4 protein-coding genes are annotated in these 17950 nt (G+C 67.1%); all 4 read right to left on the minus strand.

The window, feature by feature from the left end:
* Positions 1-98 precede the first annotated feature (98 nt).
* The 4 genes from AB0N05_RS15155 to AB0N05_RS15170 all read right to left on the minus strand — a co-directional run bounded on the left by AB0N05_RS15155 (position 99) and on the right by AB0N05_RS15170 (position 17888).
* Entirely contained in the window at positions 99-1541 is a 1443-nt protein-coding gene (locus AB0N05_RS15155) for a molybdopterin-dependent oxidoreductase (protein WP_364693172.1), read from the minus strand.
* Positions 1542-1654: 113 nt separating this feature from the next.
* Positions 1655-15583 carry an amino acid adenylation domain-containing protein gene (locus tag AB0N05_RS15160; protein WP_364693175.1) on the minus strand — a complete coding sequence of 4643 codons (13929 nt, stop codon included), beginning with the start codon at positions 15581-15583 and terminating at the stop codon, positions 1655-1657.
* Positions 15584-15589: 6 nt separating this feature from the next.
* Positions 15590-16300 carry a DUF6875 domain-containing protein gene (locus AB0N05_RS15165; RefSeq protein WP_364693178.1) on the minus strand — a complete coding sequence of 237 codons (711 nt, stop codon included), beginning with the start codon at positions 16298-16300 and terminating at the stop codon, positions 15590-15592.
* Between the two features lie 196 nt (positions 16301-16496).
* On the minus strand, positions 16497-17888 hold the full coding sequence (locus AB0N05_RS15170) for a glycine--tRNA ligase (RefSeq protein ID WP_364693181.1): 1392 nt from the start codon (positions 17886-17888) through the stop codon (positions 16497-16499).
* Between the last annotated feature and the right edge of the window lie 62 nt (positions 17889-17950).

A 17950-nucleotide genomic window follows, 5' to 3' on the forward strand; every position in this document is an offset into this window, starting at 1 on the left:
TGGCCGTGCAGCCTGTGCAGATTCGAGCCTCAGGTGGGGGACTCACCCGTTTCAGCGCACGAGTGTCTGCGTTGTTTACCGGCAGGCCACGGGTGTGGTTACGCGGTGACTGTCACGGCGTGGAAGCCGCTGGGGCCGTGGGGGAATGGGGGGCGGGGGGTGCCTTCTTGGACTTCGCCCGAGCGGCTGGTTACTCGGGCCTGGATGGTGTGGGGGCCGGGTGGGAGGTCGGCTATGGTTCGCCAGCGACGCCAGGCGGCGGGGGCCAGTTCGGAGCCGAGTTCTACTGGGGTCCAGTCTGTTTCGTCTACTCGGATTTCCACGGCGGAGACGCCCTGAGGTGGGGCCCAGGCTACGCCTGCGATGGTGAATTTTCCGGAACCCGAGCTGGCGCAGGAGGCTACGTCAATGCGGGCGTGGGGGTTGATCCACATGGGTTCGCGGGGCCAGCCGCGTTTCACCCAGTAGTCGACGTGGGTTTCGTCGGCGAGTTCGAGGCCGGTGAGCCATTTCGCGCCGGTGTATTGGCCGTACAGGCCGGGGACGAAAACTCTTGCGGGGAAGCCGTGTTCGGGCGCGAGGGGTTCGCCGTTCATGCCGATTACCAGGTAGCCGGGCCATTCTCCGGAGCGCAGGGGTGCCAGGGGCAGGGAGATGGTGTAACCGTCTACGGCTCGGGTGATCAGGCGTGTCGCCCCGGATTCGGGGACGGCGTGGTCGAACAGTTCGGTGAGGGGTACGCCGAGCCAGCGGGCATTGCCCGCGCGGCCCGAGCCCGCCGTATTGTGCACACACACCATGACGGCGTCGAATTCCACTGCGCGGTCGGCCAAGTCGGAGAGCGACAGCCGCAGCGGGTGCGCGACCTTGCCGCTGATCGACAGCCGCCACTGATTCGGATCGATGCGCGGCGGACGCGAATTCACATCCGCCACATAGAATCTGCCCGCCTTGGTGATCAGCGGAGACAGGCCGGGCTCGGTGCCGAAACCGTCCTCGGGAACCGGGGTGTGCGAACCCATCGGGCCGACCCGCCGCACCCGCTCCTCGTGCAACCGATCCTCCCGGCGCACGAGCGTCTCCGCCGCGGCGAGCATCCCGACACCGGTTGCCGCCCACAGCAATCCGCCACCGAGCCCAGTCGGCGTCCGGCGCAGTCCGGCGCGCAAGATGCCCGCCGCCGCGACCCCGCCGAATGCTCCGGCCGTCGACCGCGTCGATCCTCGCAGTGCGGCCGCCGCGGCTCCCGCACCGAAGGCCGCCACCGCGGGCCCGCGCAATCGCTCCGGCAGGGCCGCGATTCCGGCCGTGGCGGCAATCGCGCCCACCGCGACCCCGGCGCGCGTCACCTCCTTGTCGTGTCGGCCGGACATGGCCACGGTCGCCTCGACCACCGGCACCGGCGCGGTATCGGCCGCCAATCGTCCGACGCCGTCGATCACCGACCCGCCCCTGGCCGCGGCAATCAACTCTCCGGCGCCGAGCGCACCCAGCCCTACCGCCGCCGCACTCAGCAGCCGACGCTTCCCGTTCACCGACACAGCAGAACCTTCCCTAGTCTCCCGGGTAATCAGCCCCATTCTTCCCCAGCCGACGTGCGTCCCAGAAGGTTTCCCCAAGGTGCAGGGCAAACGATGTCCCCGTCGACAGCGGGTTATTGCCCGGCGGTGAGGTAGCTGTTGACGGTGGGGCCGATCAAGGCCAGGGCGGCGGGGGTGATCAGGTGGTTGTGCGGGAACGGGATCGGGTGATCGTGGATTCGGCCGGAGATGTATGGGCTCCAGGTCGCGACATTGGGGGTGGGGTCCGGGTTGCCGGAAGCGGTGAAGAACAGGAGGTCGCCGTCGAACACTTCCGGCTTGTGGGCGGCTATTTGACGCAGGAGGTGCTGCAGGTCGGTGTAGAGGTGGTCCAGGTCGGCCGGGGTGAGGGCGACGCCGGTGGATTCCAGGAGGCGGGCGGTCTCGGCGGGAGTCAGCTCGGCTTGTTCGGGTGGAACATCGATGCCGCCGAATTCGGCCAGCAGCACGGACAGCGGCGGGATGGCGCTGTCATCGGGTGCCACGTCGGCGCGAGCATCCATCATGATCAGGGCGGGGACTTGCTCACCGCGGCGGCGCAGTTCGACGGCGATGGCGTGGGCGATGGGGCCGCCCGCGGAATAGCCGAGCAGGTGATAGGGGCCGTTCGGCTGGACTCGGCGGATCTCCTCGACATAGCGAACCGCCAAGTCGTGGACGGTGCGTTCGGCGCTGCCGCCATCGGTGACGCCCGGGGATTGCAGGCCGTAGATCGGGTGAGCGCGATCGATGTGCTGCACCAAACCGCCGTAACACCAGGCCAGCCCGACGGCGGGATGGATGCAGAACAAGGCCGGGCCATCACCCGTCGGGCGTATGGGGAGCAGCACGCGCATGGACGGATCCACGCCAGGCTGATCGGCGGTCTCGGTGAGGCGGAGGGCGAGAGCGGCCGGGGTCGGGTCGAGGAACATCCATTGCAGCGGCATCGGAATACCGGTGCGTTCCCGAACCAGCGTGACCAGTTGGACCGCTGCCATGGAGTTGCCGCCGAGGTCGAAGAAATTGTCGTCGATGCCGATTCGCGGGTTGTCGAGGACGGATTCGAAGGCCGCGGCGAGCGTGCGCTCGGCGTCGGTGCGCGGGGCGCGGTAGGCCAGGCGCGGGTTCTCGGCCGGGCGGTGAACCTTCACTGCGGGGGCATCCGCATCATGAATCTTCATAGCGAGTCGCGGCACCGGATCGCACGCGATATCGCCCACGGGCTCATCGGGAGCCGCGGCGACCGCAGCGAGGAGGCGACCGAAGCCGTCGGCCAGGGTCTGTGCGGTTTCGCGGTCGAACAGGTCGGTGGCGTAGATCAGCGACGCGGTGATGCCCGCGGGCTCGCCTGCCGAGCCGAATTGCTCGGCGAGCATCCACTCCAGGTCGAACTTGGAGCCCGGGGTGGGGGCATCCAGTGGCCGGATCTCCATGCCGGGCAAGGCAGTTCGGGCGAGCTGCAAGTTCTGGAAGGCGAGGAGCACCTGGAACAGCGGGTGGTGGTCGGTGGAACGGGACGGGGCCAGTGCCTCCACGAGCCGCTCGAAGGGCAGGTCCATATTGCCGTAGACGGCGAGGTCGGAGCGGCGGGTGGCATCGAGAGTCTGCGCGAAGCCCGCGGACGGGTCGATATGCGAGCGCAGCACCACGGTATTGACGAACATGCCCACGAGATCATCGAATTCGCCGTCACCGCGTCCGGCCACGACCGAGCCGATAGCGATATCCGGCTCGCCGGAGAACCTGGCAAGAAGTACGGCCAGGGCCGCGTGCGCGACCATGAAGGGGCTTGCCCCGTGCGCTCGGGCGAGGACCTGCAACCGGTCGTGAACCGGTGCCGGAATGGTGAATTCGATGCGGTCACCGATACCCGAGGGAATGGTCGGGCGGGGATGGTCGGTGGGTAGCGAATGTACCTCAGGCAAGCCGTCGAGCGCGGTGCGCCAGAACTCCAGCTGCCGGTGCGCGAGGCCGTCCGGGTCATCGTCGGAGCCGAGTAGTTCTCGCTGCCACAGTGCGTAATCGGCGTAGTGCAGCGGGAGCGGAGTCCACTGCGGTTCCGCACCGGTTGTGCGGGCGGCGAAGGCGTACAGCACATCTCGTGCCAGCGGGGCCATGGACCAGCCGTCAGCGGCGATGTGATGCACGGCCATTGCCAATACCGTGCGCTCCGGTGAGACGCGGAGGATGCATACGCGCAGCGGAGTCTCGCGCGTGATGTCGAAGCCGCGTGACAGCTGAGAAACCAGCGCTTGCGCGATCTCATCCGCCGCCACATCCAACTCGATCACCGGTGTGGAAACCTCTGCGGCGGAGAGAATCCGCTGATCGGGCAGTCCATCCGCACCGGCGGGATAGATGGTCCGCAAGGTCTCGTGCCGTGCCACCACATCATCGATGGCGGCACGCAGGGCCGGTATATCCAGTGCCCCAAGGATTTCGAAGGCACCCGGAATGTTGTAGACGGGCGAGCCCGGGTCATACCGGTTGAGGAACCACATGCGCTGCTGAGCCGCCGAGAGCGGAATGCGCTCCGGGCGTGGGCGAGGCCCCGGCCGCGGGCGATCGGCGGTACCGCCGGAAGCCACGAGCGTCGCCAGCTCCGCCACCGTCGGCGCGTCGAACAACGCTCGCACCGCGACCGTGGTGGCCAGCGCCGCGCCGATCCGGGCCACGACGCGGGTGGCAATCAGCGAGTTGCCGCCGAGAGAGAAGAAGTCGTCATCACGCCAAACCTGGTCGATACCCAGGACTTCCGCGAAGGCGGCGGCCACTGCCGCTTCCACCGGCCCCTTGGGCGCGGAACGCTCACCGACGGTCAACCGGGGTGCGGGCAGCGCATCCCGATCGAGCTTCCCATTGGCCGTGCGCGGCAGCTCGTCCAGCTCCACGATCGCGGAGGGCACCATGTAGGACGGCACACGCTGGGCCATAGCCTTTTTCAGCTGAGCCGGATCGAATTCCGCATCAGTCTCCGGGATCACATAGGCGACCAGCATGCCGCCCCGCGCATCCTCACGAACCAGGGCGACCGCATGCGACACCGTGGGATCGGCGGTCAGCGCCGTCTCCACATCGCCGAGCTCGATCCGCAGACCGCGCAGCTTCACCTGAGTGTCGGTGCGGCCCAGATACTCCAGATCCCCGCCGCGCCGCCGCACCAGATCTCCGGTGCGGTACATACGCTCGCCCGCAACCCCGTACGGGTCCGCCACGAACCTGGCGGCGGTGAGATCGACCCGCCCGTGATAGCCGCGTGCCAGCGCGATCCCAGCCAGATACAGTTCGCCGACAACGCCGTCCGGCACCGGGCGCAGCCGATCATCGAGCACCAGCTCCCGCAAACCGGGCGCGGCCGTGCCGATGGTAATCGGATCCCCCGGCCGCAAAGGCCCACTGCCAGTTGCCCATACCGTGGTCTCGGTCGGACCGTAATCGTTGAAATGCTCGCGCCCCGGCGCGGCCCAGGCAGTCACCAGCTCGGGAGTGCAGGGTTCACCGCCGGTAATGATCATTTGCACGGAATCCAGCCCGGCCGCGTCCACCGTGGACAGCGCCGAAGGCGTGAGAGCAATGTGCGAAACCTGTTCACGGAAGAGCAATTCCGCCAGATCGGCACCGGCGAAGACAGTCGGCGGGGCAACCACCAGGGTTCCGCCCGCGCTCACCGCCATCACCAGTTCCAGCACGGAAGCATCGAAGCTCGGCGATGCGACGTGCAGCACCCGGGACTGCGGGGTGAGCCCACCGCGTTCCCGTTGCGCCACCGCAAGATTCGCCAGACCCGCATGAGTAACGACGACCCCCTTCGGAGCACCGGTGGAACCGGACGTGAAGATCACGTACGCGGGATTCTCCGGCCGCGCTACCCGGCTGCCTTCGCCTGCCGCCGGGTTATCCGGATCGGCCGAATCATCGAGGCACCACCAGTCGACCGCATCGGGTAGGCGATGCCGTTGATCGGTGACAGTCAGTCCGAGTTCCACGCCGGAAACATCGACGATGCGGGCGATACGTTCGGGTGGGTAGGCCGGGTCCACCGGCACGAATGCGGCACCGGTGCGGGTGACCGCCCAGACTGCCAACACAGACTCGATGGAGCGCGGAATACCCACGGCCACCAGGGTTTCCGGCCCGGCACCGGCGTGGGCGAGGCGGCGTGCGAGTCGCTCTGCGCGATGGTCGAATTCCCGATAGGTCAGCCGCCGGTCTCCGCAGACCACCGCGATGCCATCCGGGTTGGCGGCGACCGCGTCCGCCATGAGTTCCGCCAGAGGTCGTGGTGCCGCCGCAGGCGTCGTGCCGACTGTCAGCGCGTCCCGTTCACCGGCGGTGAGCAGGTCGATATCACCGACCGTGAGCGCCGATTCGGCCGTTACCGCGGTGAGCAGCCGAACCAGCCGGTCGGTGAACGCCGTCATCGTGGACTCGTCGAATAGATCCGTGGCATAGCAGCAGCGCAGTTCCATGCCGTCGGCATCTCCGACGACCGTCACGCTCAAGTCGAAACGGCTTGTCGTCTGCGGCAATTCGAGTGGCGTGACCGTCAGCTCCGGCAGTTGCAGTTCCGGCAGCGCGAGATTCTGGAACACCAGCATTACCTGGACGATCGGATGCCGAGCCTCCGACCGCGCCGGGGCCAGCACATCCACCAGCCGCTCGAACGGCACGTCCGCCTGCTCGAATGCGGCCAGATCACTCTCGCGCACCCGGTCGAGCAGCTCGCCGAAGCCCTCATCCGGCCGGATACCCGTCCGCAGTACCAGCGTGTTCACGAACATGCCGACCAGATCGTCCAGTTCGCGCGCACCGCGACCGGCGACCGGCGTGCCCACGGCGATATCGGCGCTGCCGCTGAGCCGAGCCAGCAGAACCGCCAGCGCGGCGTGAATGACCATGAAAGGCGTCGCCCGGTGGCTGCGTGCGCACCGCTCCACGGCCGCCGTGAGGTCACGATCCATTCGTGCCGTGCACTCGGCCGCCCGATGCGAGGCACGCGCGGGACGTGGCCGGTCCGTGGGCAATTCGAGGTGATCGGGCAATCCGGCCAGCGTGCGCGACCAGTAGTCGACCTGCCGTGCCAGTAGTGAATCCGCATCGGCCTCATCACCGAGCCGGGCATGCTGCCACAGGGCGTAATCGGCGTACTGCACCTGCAATGGCTCCCACGCGGGCAGCTGCCCGGCGGCACGCGTCGCATACGCGGCGGCCACATCCCGGATCAGCGGGGCCATCGAAAAACCATCGGTCGCAATGTGATGCGCGACCAGCACGATCACATACTCGGCCGCCGAGTCGGCGGGCGTAGTGCCGTCGGCATCGGAGCCGGTGAAGGCCGTTCCCACGGTGCCGTCGACACGGGAGCCCGAGGATGCCGTTCCCAGGGTGCCGTCCTTCGCCTCACCGCCGTGGCCCGATTCGATGCGGAACAGCCGCAGCCGCAGGGGCACCGCAGCGGTGACATCGAATCCTTCGGTGACCGTGCGCACGACGGCGTCCGGCACTTGTTCCAGCGACAACGGAACCGGATCGAGATCCACCGGCACCTCACGCGCGGCGACAATCCGCTGCCCACCGACCCCGTCGATATCCGGATACAGGGTGCGCAGCGTCTCATGCCGATCGATCACGTCGTACAACGCGGCTCGCAGCGCGGACAAATCCAAGTGACCCGAAAGCCGCAGTGCCACAGGCACGTTATATGCCGGAGACGACGGGTCATAGCGATTCACGAACCACATGCGCTGCTGCGCCGGAGACAGCGGCACCACCTCGGGCCGGACGCCGCCCACGAGCTCGGGCCCGGCCGCGTGCGCTTCCGCCGCGACCAATCGCCGAGCCAAATCCGCCACCACGGGCGCCTCGAACAGCACCCGAACCGGAACCGGCGCACCCGACTCCGCACTCAACCGAGCCGCCACCCGAGTCGCGATCAGCGAGTCCCCGCCCAGCGCGAAGAAATCATCCCGGGCACCCACCCGCTCCTGCCCCAGCACCTCCGCGAAGGTGCGCGCGACCATCACCTCGGCACCGACCGGCTCGACGTATTCCGCCTGCGCCACTTCCGGTTCCGGGAGCGCACGCAGATCAACCTTCCCGCTCCGAGTGCGCGGCAACTCCTCCAGCACCCGAATCCCCGACGGCACCAAATACCGCGGCAACCGAGCCCGGACCCACGCCGCGACCTCGGTCGCCGTCACCGGCGCTGTAGCGGTCGGATCCGAGGGGTCCGGCCCTGTCGGCCGCCCGCCGAGGGTCTCCGTGTTGATCTCATCGGCAGAAGAGTCCGCGCTCGGCGTCAAGGGGATGCCACTCTCATCCACCGAATCCACGGCAGACCCATCCGCTGCGGCGGCCGAATCACCGCCGCTGGTCTTGGATGACAGCGAAACGTACGAGTACAGCGCCTTCGTGCCCGTGGGTGTTTCGTAGGCGACAGTGATCGCCGCTTCGATCTGAGGGTGAGTGAGCAGGACGGCGTCGACCTCGCCGGGCTCGACTCGGATGCCACGGATCTTGATCTGGTGGTCTATGCGGCCGACGTATTCGAACCCGCTTGGCGTGCAGCGCATCAGGTCACCGGTGCGGTACAGGCGCTGACCGGCCGAGTAGGGGTCTGCTACGAAACTCGCCGCGGAAAGCGTTGTGCGACTTGTGTAGCCGCGGGCCACGCCGGGTCCGCCGATATAGAGTTCGCCGATCGCACCGAGCGGGACGGGGCGTAGCCAGTTGTCGAGGACCAGCAGGGTGGTACCGGCGATCGGGGCACCGATGACGGTGGAGGTTTCCGGGGTCATCGGGGCGCTGAAGCTGGCGGCAATGGTGGATTCGGCAGGGCCGTAGGAATTCACCAGGATTCGGCCCGCGCTGACGCGCGTGACCAAGGCTGGCGGGCAGGGCTCACCACCGGCGATGATCGCTTCGATGCCGCGAAGATCGGCTGTATCGAGAGTAGCCAGCACGGTTGGCGTGCAGATCAGATGCGTCGCAGCGCCATTGGCGATGGCGGTGGCCAGCTCCCCACCGGCATTGGCCTCGGGCGGGGCAATAATCAGCGTGCCACCTGCCGCGAAGGTCGACAGCCAGACCAGAATCGCCGCGTCGAAAGCTGGGTTGAGGCAATGGAGTACGCGAGACTCAGCGTTGATCAGACAGTGTTCGGCGGTGCCGTCGGCCATGTTCGCCAGCCCGGTGTGCGTGACCACGACGCCCTTCGGGGTTCCGGTGGAGCCGGAGGTGAACACCACATACGCCGCATGGTCGGGGCGCAGCGGCAGCAGCCGGTCGGCGTCCGTCACCGGTTCCTCGGACAGACCGCTCATGGCGTCGATGGTGCTCAGGTCGTCCAGCAGCAGCCAGGACACCTCCTCTGGCAGATCCGCCGCCACCGACTGCCCGGTGATACCCAGTGCCGCACCACATTCCGTCGCGATCGTCGCCGTGCGCGCGGCCGGTTGCGAGGTGTCGATCGGTACGAACGCCGCACCGGTTTTGGCTATTGCCCACACGGCCACCATGGCCTCCACCGAACGCGGCAAGGCCACGAGCACCGCGCGTTCCGGCCCGGCGCCCAGCGCAATGAGCTTGCGAGCCAGTCGGTTCGAGAGCGCGTCCAGCTCGCCATAGGAAGTCAGGGTGTCGTTTGCTACGACAGCCGTGGACTGCGGGCGTCCGGTGGCGGTGAGCAGGTCCGGGAGTAGCCGGACGGAGTGGGTCGGGCCGCCGTGACGGATGGCGGGAGTGTCGAGCGGGATGGTGCTGCGCAGTTCGGCGGTTCGACGGTTCGGGTCGCCCGTGAGGGAAGTCAGGATTCGGGCCAGCGACTCGGCTATCGAATCCGCTTGGAGGGCATCGAAATAGCTGGGTGAGCGGGTGAGTTCCAGACGGAGCCCGGCGGCGGCGTAGGCAGCCAGGGAGAGAGGGTAGTGGGTGCCGTCGTGGGTGTGGATGCCGGTGACCGACAGTTGGGCTTGGCGGGTGGCGGCGGTCAAGGACGCGGCGTCCACGGGATAGGACTCGAAGACGGTCGCGGTGTCGAAGAGTGGGCCGAGGCCGGTGCGAGCGTGGATTTCATCCAGGCCGAGGAATTGGTGTTCGGCCAGGGCGGCCTGCTCGCGCTGAACGCGGGATAGCAGGGCGGCAATGGATTCGGCCGGGTTCAGGGCGATCCGGACGGGGACGGTATTAACCAGCATGCCGATCATGCGATCCGAACCGGGGAGCTCCGGCGGGCGGCCGGAGACGGTAGCGCCGAAAAGGATATCGGCGGAACCGGTGAGCTCGGAGAGCACCAGGGCCCACGCCACCTGGACGATCGTATTCACGGTGACCTGGGATTCGGCTGCCGTGGTGCGGAGCTTCTCGGTCAGGCCGTCGGGTAGCGGAACCTCGTGTGCGACAGGCGCGGTGGCCGCGTCGGCTCGTGGTGCGGCCGGAGCGACAAGGGTCGGGCCCTCGACGCCGGACAGGGCTTGGGACCATGCCCGCCGAGCCCCCTCCGCGTCGCGCTCCGACAGCCATTCCAGGTAGCCACGAAAGGGCACCGAGGGCCCGAATCCGCTGTCATCCCCACCGGTTTCGTAGAGGGCCACGAGTTCGGCGAACAGCAGTGGCATGGACCAGCCGTCGAGGATCAGGTGATGGTTGGTGATGACGAGCCGGAACTTCCGCTCCCCCACCGCAATACACAGGAACCTGATGAGCGGCGGGGCATCCACCTCGAACGGAGTGCGCAGTTCGATGGCCGCGAGCTCGTCGAGTTCGGCCTCGGTCGCGCCGAAGGCCTCGCGATAGGCGCACGGCACCGGCACCCGAGCGGCGATCACCTGCACCGGGCTTGCCGCGGATGGCACATAGCTCGCCCGCAATGCATCATGCCTGCGCACCAGGGCCTCCGCGGCGGCCGTCAACCGGTCCCGGTCGAGGTCGGCCTCCACGTCGATGACCGCCTGCACCGAATACCCATCCGGCCCGCCCTCGGCCAACTGCGCCTGGAACAGCAGACCCCGCTGCAAGGGAGTCAACGACCAGACATCATCCAAACGGCCGTAATCTCGCTCCCACGAGTCGATTTCAGGTTGGGTAACCGACACCAACCCCACATCGCTGGGCGTGAACCCACCCGACTCCGGCACACCGATCTGCTCGGCAATCTCCTCGACCGCCGAAACCCACTCGCGCGCCAACGCTTCCACCTCGGCCGCATCCACGGCCCCGGTGGCGAACTGCCAGACCGCCCGAATCCGCTGCCCCCGCTCGGACTCCAACACCACCGCATCGACCGAAACCACCGCCGCCAGCGGCATTTCGGGCGCGGCGTGCCCGCCCAATCGCGAAGCCATCGAAACCGGCAGCCAATCCCCCTCCATATCCGACTCCGGCACCTGCCCCAGATAGTTGAACCCCACCTGCGGCTCCTGCAACCCCGCCAGCTCCCCGGCGGTCTCCGAGTTCAAATACCGCAACAACCCGAACCCGAACCCACCCCGAGGCACCCCCCGCAACTGCTCCTTGACCGCCTTGAGCGCAGCGATTCCCGAACCGATCCGCTCGGGCGCGAACTGAGCGTCGTCCTCTGGCTGCGAGAAGCCCCCCGCGACAACCGGTCCCAGTCGCACGGGCACCTGAGCCGTGAACCAGCCGACGGTCCGCGACAGGTCGGCACCGGCCACGGCGGCCTCATCCCGCCCATGCCGTTCGACCGCCACCACGGTCCCACCCGCGGCCGCCCCGAACTGCCCCCGCCCGGCCCGCCATCGCGCCAGCGCCAAGGCCAGCGCCGCCAATAGCGCATCCTCGACACCGCATCGATAGGCCGCCGCAATCCGGCCCACCAGTGCCGCCGAAACCTCCCTCGAGACATCAACCTCGACCCGTCCGGCGGTCCGCACGGTATCCACCGCCGGATCGAGCCGCCGACGACCCAGCAACGCGTCCGCCGCCAGCACCTTGCGCCAATACCCAAGCTCACTCACCGGCCACACGGAACCCTCCGCGCGCACCTCGCTCACGCCAAGCTCGCCCACGTCTGCCGCAGCTGACCGCCCGGGAGTCTGATCCGCTCCCCCGGGCCGCCCTTCGCGCAGGCCGGAGGCATCCACAGCGTCCGGTACATCCGCAACGTCGCCGATATCAGGGACATCCACCGGGACTTCCGAATCCAAGGCGGAGGACGGTTCGGCGAGTGCACGAAGCGTGTGCGCCCACGTCCGCACGGAGGTGCCGGTGTCTTGCAGGGTCGGGGTCGTCCCCGCCGACGCCTGCGCCCACGCGGCCATCAGATCGGGTAACAGGATGCGCCAGGAGACCGCATCACAGGCAAGGTGGTGCACGGCGATCACCAGGCGACCAGCCGCAGCAGGTCCGGCATCCAGCCAAGTCAGCGCAATCATCACGCCGTCGCGCGGATTCAGCCTGGTGACCGCCACGTCGAGCTCACGCTCCGCGCGGTCATCGAGCGTATTGGCGTCCGCCGAACCTTCCGTCCGTGCATGGTCGCCGTTCCCAGGTTCAGTTGAGGCGCAGTCGATTCGAGTCAAGAGGGTGGCGGCGTCGGCGCGGTGGGGTGGGGGAATCTCGAGTTCGGAGCCGGAAGGGGTGGTTATCACCCGGGCGCGGAGGATGTCGTGATGTTCGACGAGGGCCTGGATGGTGGTGAGTAGGGCTTCGTGTTCTACGCCTCGCGGGAGGCGCAGGATCATGGACTGGGCGAAGGTTTCCCAACCGGGGCGGGTCAGGAGCCAGGAGGCTATGGGGGTCAGAGGGAGGCGGCCTACGCCACCGCCGGGGAGTTCGGCCAGTTGGGCGGGCCGGTCGTCGAGGCTGGTGACTATGGCGGCCAAGGCGGCGGGAGTGCGGTGTTCGAAGACCTCTCGGGCCGAGAAGACGAGGCCGACGGCGCGGGCGCGGGAGACCAGGGTGATCGCCATGATCGAATCGCCGCCGAGGGCGAAGAAGGACGTGTCGGGGCCGATTTCGGGGGTGCCGAGGACCTCGGTGAAGAGGGTGCACAGGAGGCGTTCGGTGTCGGAGGCGGCCTCGCGGTGGTGGACCGGCTGTGCGACAACAGGTTCGGGGAGGGCTCGGCGGTCCACCTTGCCGTTCGCGGTGAGCGGTAGCGCACCCAGGACGGTGATGGTCGCGGGGACCATGTACGGGGGCAGGCGATGGGTGGCGTGGTCGAGCAGCTCGGCCTCGGTGACGGTGGCATCGGCGCGCGGGACCACGTAGGCGGCCAGCATGGTGCCACCGCTGGGTGCCGGACGGGCCACTGTCACAGCGATTTCCACGGCGGGATGCGTATTGAGCGCGGCATCGATCTCACCCGGTTCGATGCGCATGCCGCGCAGCTTCACTTGGAAATCACCGCGGCCGACATACTCCAGCACACCGGATTCGGTCCAGCGCACCAGATCTCCGGTGCGATACATGCGCGCACCCGGCCGCCCCGAGGGAACCGGGACGAACCGCTCCGCGGTCAGCGCCGCACGACCGACATACCCGCGCGCCACCCCCGGACCGCTCACATACAACTCACCGGCGACACCGATCGGCACCGGCCGCATCCAGCGATCCAGCACCAGCATCCCCGCACCCGGAATCGGGTCACCGATCCCCGCGTTCTCCCCCGGCACGAGGCCCTTCGTATAGGTGACCGCCACCGTGGTCTCACTCGGACCATACGAGTTCAGCAGATCCTGCCCGATCCCGAAGCGCGCCACAATATCCGGCGGAGTCGGCTCACCCCCCGACGACACCGCCCGCACCCCATCGAGGGCCCCCGGCTCCAACGTGGACAACACCGCGGGCGTGGAGCAGATCTGGGTGATCCCATAGTCCCGCACCAACGCCGCCAACTCCGGGCCCAGCACCGGATCTGCCTCGGCCACGACCAAAGTCGTCCCGGAAGCAAACGCCATAAGCCATTCCAGCACCGACGCATCGAAACTCGGATTCAAACATTGAAGAACCCGCGACCCGGCCGTCACCGAATACGAATCCACCACCGCAGCAGCCAAACCCGCCAGTCCGGTATGGGTAACCACCACGCCCTTCGGCACACCGGTAGACCCCGACGTGAACACGATGTACGCCGGATTCTCCAGCCGCACCGGCCCCCGCAGCTCATCGGAGGCAATCGGGCCGTTCGAGGCAGCCGATTCCGCGCCGGGTCGTCCGACGTCGGCGAGCAGATCGTCCAGAGTGATCCATCGCACCGAATCCGGCAGTTCGGCAGCCGATTTCGCGAAGGTGAGGCCGAGTTTCGCGCCACATTCGGCGGCGATTCGCTCGACTCGATCGCCGGGCATGGCGCTTCCGAGCGGGACGAAGGCCGCGCCGGTCTTGGCCACCGCCCACAGGGCGACCATGGCTTCGATCGAGCGCGGAAGGGCCAGTAGCACAGCCGATTCCGGTCCGACAATGCCGTGGCCGGACCCTGTCTCCCCCAAGGTGTCTCGGCCACCGGTGTCGGCGGACTCCCGCATGCCGGTCGCCAATAGTCTGCGCGCCAAGCGGTTCGACAGGACGTCGAGTTCACCGTAGGTGAGCTGACGACCGTTGCCACATACGGCAATCGCGTCACGACCGGCCTGGCGCAGCCCGCCCTCCAGGATCTCGGGCAGTAGGCGTGGCTGTGGCGCGGGCGCGCCAAAGGCTCCTGCGAGCAGGGGTTTTTCGTCTGTGGTGCAGTAATCCAGTTCGGCGAGAGGGGTTTCCGGTGCCGCTATCAGCAGGGAATCCAGCAGCGTCAGGAAGCGCCGGTGGTGACGATCGAGGGAATCCGGTTCGTAGAGACGGGGATTGGCGGCGAAGTCGACGTGGATCGGTGCACCCGCGCCGTGTTGGTAGAAGTTGACGAAGAGGTCTTCGATGGGGCCGGAGGTCAGGACGTTCAGACTGGATTCGACGCCGGTGAAGTCGATACCGGCGGGGAACAGCATGATGTTGATGACGGGGCCGACGAAGCCGCGGCCGAAGTCGGGCTGGTCGGAGGTCGCGTCGGTGTCGGCGCGCATGTCCTCGTGACGGAAGCGCTGGTGCCGGAGCGCGCCGGAGGCCGCCACCTGGATCGCGGCGACCACTTCGCCGATGCGGCCGTCACGAGGGACGTTCACGCGCAGGGGGACGACATTGGCGATCATCCCGCCCGACCGCCGCAGCACGGCCGTTGTACGCCCCGACACCGGCAAACTGAGGACCACATCAGCAGAAGCCGTCATTCGTGCGTAGTAGAGCGCCACAGCCGCCATTACGAGGGTCGCGGAGCTGGTCTCGTACCGCCGGGCGGCCGCGTCCAGCCGCCTTGCGGTCTCTGGCGGCAGTTGCGCCCGGGCCTCGCGTCCCAGCGCGGACGCGGGCGCGGTGGCGGAGACGAGGCTGCACCGGTCGGGCAGCCCGGCGGACGCTTCCCGCCAGTAGCGCTCATCGGTGGCGTACCGGGTGGAATCCCGGTACGCCATTTCGGCCTCGTGCACTTCCAGCAGCGAGGCCGCGGTGGCGGGAGGCGCCTGTTCCCCGCGCACCGCGGCGTTGTAGAGCTCGGCGACCCGGTAGAGCATGGTCACGGAGCCGAATCCGTCGATAAGTATGTGGTGTGCTCGGGTGTACCACAGGTGATGGTCCTCCCCGACCCGAATCACCGTGGAGATACCGGCATTCGCGCCGAACAGGTCGATGGGCGCGGTGACGTCCGCGCGCATCCAGGCCAGCGCGTCCGCCACCGGATCGGGCCGATCGCTGAAGTCCAGGAACCCGACCGCCGCTTCGAGATTGGGATCGACGACTTGATACGGCCGATCCTCGATCTCGACGAGTCGCAGTACGCCGGAACCGAATTCGCGTGCCGCGATGACACCGGCCCTACGCAGCGCGTCCAGTAGCAGCGGCCCGCGCATCTCGATGTACTGCGCCTCGGACAATGGCACGCTCGGATCCAGTTGCTGCGCATACCACATGCCCAACTGGGCCGGCGACAACGGGAAAACGGTGGCGGTCTGTTCCGCCGCGAGTTCGCGTGTCACGGCTGGTCACCGGCTACCGGTCGAGCATGACTCGTCGGATTGCTCCTCATATGCCGGAACCCAGCTGTCCGGCCGAGCCGTCAAGCGCCCCACCATGACTGATCGCACATGCGCCGGAAGCATCGGCGCGAACTTGCGCACGTACGAATCCATCCATTCCGGCTTATCGAGCAAGAATGGGAAGTCGGTCGTCATCATGCTTCGCACCACCAGCATCGGCATAGGCGCGTCCAATGGCCGAAATTCCTTGTTCCACAAGCCCGGTTGATCACAGCCCGGATAGAATTGCCCGAGCATCCACCCGCTCTCAACGAATTTGGTCTTGAATTCTCTATGGATCTCGTCGATCAGCGTATAATCCTTCAAATTCGGGAACACGGTGATGAGTGCGCGCAACACGGAGGTGGAACTGCCGTTCCCCGTAGGCAGTTCGGGATACATCTCCAGTGCGTCGTTGATGATGGCGCGCACCCACACCGGCCGCGGTTCCACGGCGGGGACCTGCGCAAGCCAGAGCAGATCCCGTCGCATCGACGGCCTTACATACGGGCACACGGGCCCGTCTCGGCCCAGTTCATCACTGGGTTGGGTCAGAAAGGATTCTGCCCAAGATCGAAAGGCCGCTACCGTGGACTTTGCGGCCGGGCAGGAAGAACCGGTGTCCCCCAATGAGACCCATTGCAGCCCCGAGCGGGGGCCGATAACACGCTCGCTCATGACTTCACCTCGGCAGATCGAGCACAGCGGCAGAAGGCGCCGTTGCCCATACACTTATTTAATAGTGCGCCGGTCATGGGCCGTTAACATGAGTAGTGCGATACCCGAATTACTGAGCAGCGCCCCAAATTTCAGGGGCACGGAATAAAAGAAAAGACCGGTCAGGCATTGACCGGTCTTTCCTGGATGGCGTGTGTCAGGCGCCGATGAGGCGCGCGGCCAGGTAGCCCTCTACCTGATCAAGCGCGATCCGCTCCTGAGCCATGGAGTCGCGTTCCCGCACCGTAACGGCGTGATCTTCCAGCGTGTCGAAGTCCACCGTGATGCAGAACGGGGTGCCGATCTCGTCCTGACGGCGGTAACGGCGGCCGATAGCGCCGGAATCATCGAATTCGACATTCCAGTTCTTCCGCAGCTGCGCGGCCAGATCCTTCGCCTTCGGCGACAGATCCGCATTGCGCGACAGCGGCAGAACGGCGGCCTTGACCGGGGCCAGACGGCGATCCAGCTTCAGCACGGTGCGCTTCTCCAGCACGCCCTTGGCGTTCGGGGCCTCGTCCTCGTTGTAGGCATCCACCAGGAACGCCATCAGCGAACGGGTCAGACCGGCCGCCGGCTCGATCACATACGGGGTGAAACGCTCGCCCGTGGTCTGGTCGAAGAAGCTCAGATCCTGTCCCGAATGCTCGGAATGAGTCTTCAGGTCGAAGTCGGTGCGGTTGGCCAGACCCTCCAACTCGCCCCACTCGCTGCCGGCGAAGCGGAAGCGGTACTCGATATCCACCGTGCGGGTGGAGTAGTGCGAGAGCTTCTCTTTCGGGTGCTCGAACAGCCGCAGGTTCTCCGGATCGATGCCGAGGTCCGTGTACCAGGCCAGACGGGTGTCGATCCAGTACTGGTGCCACTGCTCGTCCTCGCCCGGCTTGACGAAGAACTCCATCTCCATCTGCTCGAACTCACGAGTACGGAAGATGAAGTTGCCCGGCGTGATCTCGTTGCGGAAGCTCTTGCCGATCTGGGCGATGCCGAACGGCGGCTTCTTGCGCGCGGTGGTCTCGACGTTCTTGTAGTTCACGAAGATGCCCTGCGCGGTCTCCGGGCGCAGGTAGTGCATGCCGTCTTCGGACTCGACCGGGCCGAGGTAGGTCTTCAGCATCATGTTGAAGTCGCGCGGTTCGGTCCACTTGCCGAGGGTGCCGCAATCCGGGCAGCCGATCAGTTCCATGGCGACCGTGTCCGGGTCATCGATCTTGTGCTTCTCGGCGTACGCCTCCTGCAGGTGGTCCTGCCGGTGCCGCTTATGGCAATTCAGGCACTCCACCAGCGGATCGTTGAATACCGCGACGTGACCCGAGGCCACCCACACCTGACGCGGCAGGATGATCGAGGAGTCCAGGCCGACCACATCGTCACGGCTGGTGACCATGGACCGCCACCACTGCCGCTTGATGTTCTCCTTGAGCTCGACTCCCAGCGGGCCGTAATCCCACGCCGACTTGGTGCCGCCGTAGATCTCACCGCTCGGGTACACGAGACCCCGACGCTTGGCGAGGTTGGCGACGGTGTCCACCTTCGACTTGGGTGCCACTGAAGATTTCTCCATCCGGTCCGGAAGATAACAAGGATTGACCTCAAGACTATCGGTACCTG

The sequence above is a fragment of the Nocardia sp. NPDC051030 genome (assembly GCF_040683015.1).
Taxonomy (GTDB): domain Bacteria; phylum Actinomycetota; class Actinomycetes; order Mycobacteriales; family Mycobacteriaceae; genus Nocardia.